Source organism: Mesorhizobium sp. M7A.T.Ca.US.000.02.2.1 (assembly GCF_003996995.1).
Lineage (GTDB): Bacteria > Pseudomonadota > Alphaproteobacteria > Rhizobiales > Rhizobiaceae > Mesorhizobium.
In genome coordinates this window covers 1-4,080 of record NZ_RZTT01000487.1, presented here as the reverse complement: position 1 = coordinate 4,080, position 4,080 = coordinate 1, and the positions used below count along the sequence as shown (strand labels likewise).

Here is a 4,080-nt window from a genome sequence, read left to right as displayed (position 1 = left end):
TGACCTTGTTGAACATCACGGTGTTGGGTTTGCATTGAAGATTGGGCGCGATCACCGCCAAAAGCGAAGTAAAGCCGTCCTTGTTGTTGGTAAGCGCGTTGCAGAATGCCGTTTCGACCGCGCTCCCCCGCGGGCCGATGAGCAGGTCGACATGCGCGACTTCGTTGCCGTCTCCCACCAGCGATTCACCGACCATAACCTTTGATATTTTTGCCATGCCAATTTCCTCCAAGACACAATTATGATGTCCACGGACGCTGCAACCGAGCAGGCGCTCGATGGACAGCTATCCTTGTTGGCAGCGTCCGGATTTGCCCGGACCGGTTGGCTAGATAGCCGCGGAAGCACAGCTTCCGCTTTTGGAAGTCAAGCACCAACGCCGCGATTATGCAAGGTGAGGGCGAGGGTGTGGACTAAAAGAGTAGCCACGGTGAGGTCGGCCGAGGTGCCGGGGTTGATGTTGTCGGCCTTCAGCCGGCGGTCGAACTCCATGAGCAGACGAATGCGCGACGGCTCGTCGCCCTCGGCATGGAGCGCCGCCTGGACGGCAACGGCTTCCTGCCGCGCCTGATTTGCGACGTCAACGCCGTGCTTGCGCATCACATGGCTGTCGGGGAAGCCGGCGAGAAACGCCATGTAGACGAATACCGTCGGCCACATGCCGGTTTCTCCACGTGCCGACGCTCCATCCAGCGCGGCGAGCCCGACCCCGAACACGTCGCCGAAACAGCTGCCGTACTGGCGGGCGATCATGTCGCGGTCGGCGGCCTCCCGCATCGCGTCCAACAAATGGACCTTTGGCTCCTGCCGCACATCGTTGGCGGCTTCTCCCAGGCCGCCTGGCGCGGCCGTGACGATCGCCTCGAATACCGCCTTGGTATCCTGCACGCTCAAAGCCCGAAGCAGCGAGTCGAGATTGTCCTGCAGTCTGTCACCGCCCGTTTCGGCGGCGCATATCAGTGGCCCTGCCAGAAGGATGATTCCGAGATTGGTATTGGTTGCGACCGCCAGTCGGGTCGCGCGCACGGCCTCCAGCATGCGCTGTCCGACCGGCAGACGAGGATCGGTCAGCGGCCCGGAGGAAACCTCCGCACTCATCATGAACTGGGCGGCGGACATTCCGTGTCCGTCGGCGAACAGATGGACGTTGCCCGGTTTGAGGGCTTCGATCTCCATCCTGCAGGCATCCTTGTAGCTGGCCCGGAGGCGTTCACGCGACAGCGCCATCCTACCGGCCCTCACGAATTCGCAGACGCGGCAAAACGGTAGGGCCGCGGCGCGGCGGCCGCTTCGGCACGGTCGGCCAGGAGTTTCAGCAAGGCATCGGCGATTGCCTCGGCGATATTCACGGCGACCACCGATTGCAATCCCGACCAAGCGGGCATGCTGTTCACTTCGAGTATGAACAGATTGCCGTCGTCAGCCCGCACGATGTCCACGCCGGCAAAATCCGCGCCGACCGCGGCTGACGCAGCGACAGCCAGCGAGGCCAGTTCCGCCTTGCCATGATCGGAAACCTGTTCCGGCACGCCGCCCCGGTTGACGTTCGTGATCCAGTCGTCGCTGATGCGGCTCATCATCGCCACGGTCTCGCCGGCGCAGACAAAGACGCGAAAATCCCGGAAAGGCGGACCGGCACGCGGCACATATTGCTGAAGGTAGTAGACGCTGTTCACCTCTTCTGCAGCCGGCAGGTCCGAGAGCGTGCGGATCAGCTTTATCCCGCGGCCCTGCGCGCCGAACAAGGGTTTCAGCACCAGCGGCCCCCGCGGAAGTTCTTGCGCCGCGATCTCCTCGGCGACGGCAAGGCCTTCCACGGCAAAGGTGCGTGGCGTAGGCAGGTCGGCATTTTTCAAGAGGAATGTCGTCATCGACTTGTCGACGCAGTGCTCGATCGCCTGCGCGGAATTCCACACGGGAACCGACAGTCTGCTTAACGCGTGCAGCACGCCGAGGCGCCGGGTAATCGCTTCGAACGATCCGGCGGCGATCGAACGGACGACCACGGCGTCGGGCAGCGTGCCGCCGAAGCCAGGGATCGAAAGCCCGCTCGGGCTGCTGGTGTCGAATGCGATCGTCGCCAGCGGCACGGCTGCAACGGCGGCGCCTCGCCGACCAAGCCCTGCCGCCAGGCCGTTCGAGCCAGTGTCCACTTTGTCGCTGACGATCAGGATACGAGGGATCATGTGGCCTCTCGGGTACGGGAACCTCGGAGGCGCGAGCGATCCCGCGCCCCCATGGCCGCGTCGGGGCTGCACGAAATGCAGTCGTCGGGCAGGCGAATGACGGACGAATCCCTTGGCACCGCCATGCTCTAGCCGAGACTTCGTTCGAGCATTTTCAGATCACGCCGACCGGCGCGAAACGTATCGCCGGTTTCGATCGCTGTCACGATCACTTCGGCCGGGCTGAACAGCAGCGGGTCGATGGCATAGAAATCGCCCTTGAACCGCGCGAAGATCTCGGCGAAGGGTTGGCCGTAGTCCCGTGAGGCGCTGCTGGGAAGTTTTTCCGCGAGTTTGCCAGCCTCTTTCGCAGATCCTTTCACGAAGAGCTGGACGCTGCCGCCATAGATGATGGCATCGTTGGTTCGGCCCATGGCGGTCAGGAAATCCGGATGGGGGGCGGGGATCGGAGCCGTTCCGATGCCGTCGACAACGTTCTCCAGCGGGAATTTGAGATCGTTGATCTTGTGCAGGGCAACCTCGAGCGCGCGCGCAACGATCTGCACGCTGCCGGCAAGACTTTGTGTCGGCGCATAGAGGAAGGTGAGCTTTTCCGTCGCCAGTCCAGTTGCCTTGCCCACTTTCTCAACGATCGCGCGGGGAGGCGGTTCGGCCGTCTCAAGGATAAGCACCGCGGACGATGCGATGTCGCGATAGGAAAGTGTTTCGAACAGCGGTTCGACCCGGGCGAGGGCGCGCGCCGGCCCAGATCCCATCGCGAAATAGTCCTGGCCAGACAGGTTCCAGCCCGCATATTGGCTGCCCAGGCAGGCTAGCACCGGCTGCGAAGATCGCGCTTCGACAGTGAACGGCCATTGCTGTGACGCGCGATCCATGAACACAGAAACGCTGCCGAGACCGCCCATCGCGGCCTCAGCCATGCGCAGCCCGGCTTCGACGCTGCCTACGGTCTTGGCGCCGGCATCGATCAGGCGCTCGCCCAATGGCCCCCTGGAAACGACGATGCGCAGGCGTTCGGCGTCGCCGATCATGCCGTCAACGATGCGCTGTGCATTGTCGTTCAGGAATGCCGAACCGTCTTTCATGTCCGGTCTCCTTCCCATTGGAGTTGCAATTGACTGGCTTGTCCCTTGATGAGTCGCTTGGTCGATTGGGCGCTCGGCCCGCGCGCGAAGACCGTGCAGACAGGGTCGCCGGCAATCAGACGGGTGCCAGCCGACTGCTGGTCCGCTGTCCATTCAGGCCAGGCGATCGACGGAAAGTGAGTGATTGGCGTCGCGGCGTAAGTCACCATCGACGCCATCGAATCGACGAAGCGCGGCAAGCGGAAGACCTGACCCGTCGCGGCGCGCAGATGCGCTTCGATCAATGGCGCGTCGACATCGTCGAAAATGTCCAGGGTGGCGCCTGGCCTCGGATTGATTTCGATGAACTTGTAGCCGTCCGGCCCGCGGATAAGATCGGCGCTGCACAATCCAACCAGGCCGGCGCGCCGCGTCAGACTTGAGAGCCAACCGCCGATCACCGCCGCCTGTCTGCGATCGAAGCGTCTCAACCGCACGGCGCCGCCATAGCGATAGGGCGCTGTCGGGGAGGGGGACGTCCATTGTTGGCTGAAGCCCACGACGTGCGCGGTTTGCCCGTTGCCGACGAACAGGGCCGAAATGCTGCGTCCGGCAACGAAGCGCTGGAAATAGCGGCCGGCGGTCGGGCTTTCTCCGGCTGCTCGTCTGACGTGCCCGCCGCCGGCGCCGCCCGCGGTCTTGACCACCCAGTTCTCCCGATCAGGCGGCTGGTCCCATCGCAATTGCGGATGCGGGATGCCAAGTTCGGCGCAATCATCGGCCAGCAACTGCGGATCCTTGATCCTGCGGATTGCGGCGCCGTCATTGCC

The 4,080-nt window shown here is 63.5% G+C and carries 5 protein-coding genes; all 5 read right to left on the bottom strand.

Features of this window, described 5'->3' with window-relative positions; genetic code table 11:
• A partial coding sequence (locus tag EOD15_RS30005) for a formaldehyde-activating enzyme (RefSeq protein ID WP_185929114.1) occupies positions 1 to 217 on the bottom strand: 217 nt, incomplete at its 3' end.
• Between the two features lie 149 nt (positions 218 to 366).
• A complete protein-coding gene (locus EOD15_RS30000; protein WP_127321463.1) occupies positions 367 to 1,227 on the bottom strand; it encodes a triphosphoribosyl-dephospho-CoA synthase in 861 nt (286 codons plus the stop codon).
• A gap of 11 nt (positions 1,228 to 1,238) precedes the next feature.
• Entirely contained in the window at positions 1,239 to 2,186 is a 948-nt protein-coding gene (locus EOD15_RS29995) for a RimK family alpha-L-glutamate ligase (protein WP_127321464.1), read from the bottom strand.
• Positions 2,187 to 2,314: 128 nt separating this feature from the next.
• Entirely contained in the window at positions 2,315 to 3,271 is a 957-nt protein-coding gene (gene mch, locus EOD15_RS29990) for a methenyltetrahydromethanopterin cyclohydrolase (RefSeq protein ID WP_127409106.1), read from the bottom strand.
• The coding region (locus EOD15_RS29985) for an ATP-grasp domain-containing protein (RefSeq protein WP_127409105.1) at positions 3,268 to 4,080 on the bottom strand (813 nt) is incomplete at its 5' end. The genes EOD15_RS29985 and mch, both read right to left, overlap by 4 nt.

Excerpts from the sequence above, each read along its gene's own strand:
- mch (WP_127409106.1), bottom strand. The coding sequence starts at position 3,271 with ATGAAAGACGGTTCGGCATTCCTGAACGACAATGCACAGCGCATCGTT.
- EOD15_RS30000 (WP_127321463.1), bottom strand. The coding sequence starts at position 1,227 with ATGGCGCTGTCGCGTGAACGCCTCCGGGCCAGCTACAAGGATGCCTGC.
- EOD15_RS29995 (WP_127321464.1), bottom strand. The coding sequence starts at position 2,186 with ATGATCCCTCGTATCCTGATCGTCAGCGACAAAGTGGACACTGGCTCG.